At 62.2% G+C, this 357-nt stretch carries 2 pseudogenes; one reads left to right on the top strand and one right to left on the bottom strand.

The window, feature by feature from the left end:
• Positions 1-2: 2 nt before the first annotated feature.
• A pseudogene (locus tag EN804_RS35290) lies at positions 3-194 on the top strand (winged helix-turn-helix transcriptional regulator); the annotation flags it as partial.
• On the opposite strand, the pseudogene EN804_RS35285 reads toward EN804_RS35290, so the two are convergent.
• A pseudogene (locus EN804_RS35285) lies at positions 167-357 on the bottom strand (sugar ABC transporter ATP-binding protein); the annotation flags it as partial. The pseudogenes EN804_RS35290 and EN804_RS35285 sit on opposite strands and share 28 nt — an antisense overlap.

Here is a 357-nt window from a genome sequence, read left to right as displayed (position 1 = left end):
CCGTGACCAGCGTCGAACTCGATGCCATCGATCTGAAAATCCTGCGCGAATTGCAGCGCGACGGGCGCATAACCAATGTGGAACTGGCCGAAAGGGTCGGTATCTCGGCTCCTCCGTGCCTGAGGCGCGTCCGCAAGCTCGAGGAGGCGGGGGTAATCGAGGGTTATCACGCCATGTTGAACGCGCCCCGGATGCCGATGACGGCGTCCGTGGGTCTCGCCGATAGTCGCTGTTCCAGATGCGCGCCGATCGGCAGGCGCTGACCGGCGATCACGAATTCAGTACCCTCGATTGCCACATCCACGAGGTTCATTTCCGGCGTGCCGATGAAGCCGGCGACGAAGAGATTGGCGGGAT

This window comes from Mesorhizobium sp. M8A.F.Ca.ET.161.01.1.1 (genome assembly GCF_004792105.1).
GTDB lineage: Bacteria > Pseudomonadota > Alphaproteobacteria > Rhizobiales > Rhizobiaceae > Mesorhizobium.
This window is presented reverse-complemented; position numbering and strand designations above follow the sequence as displayed.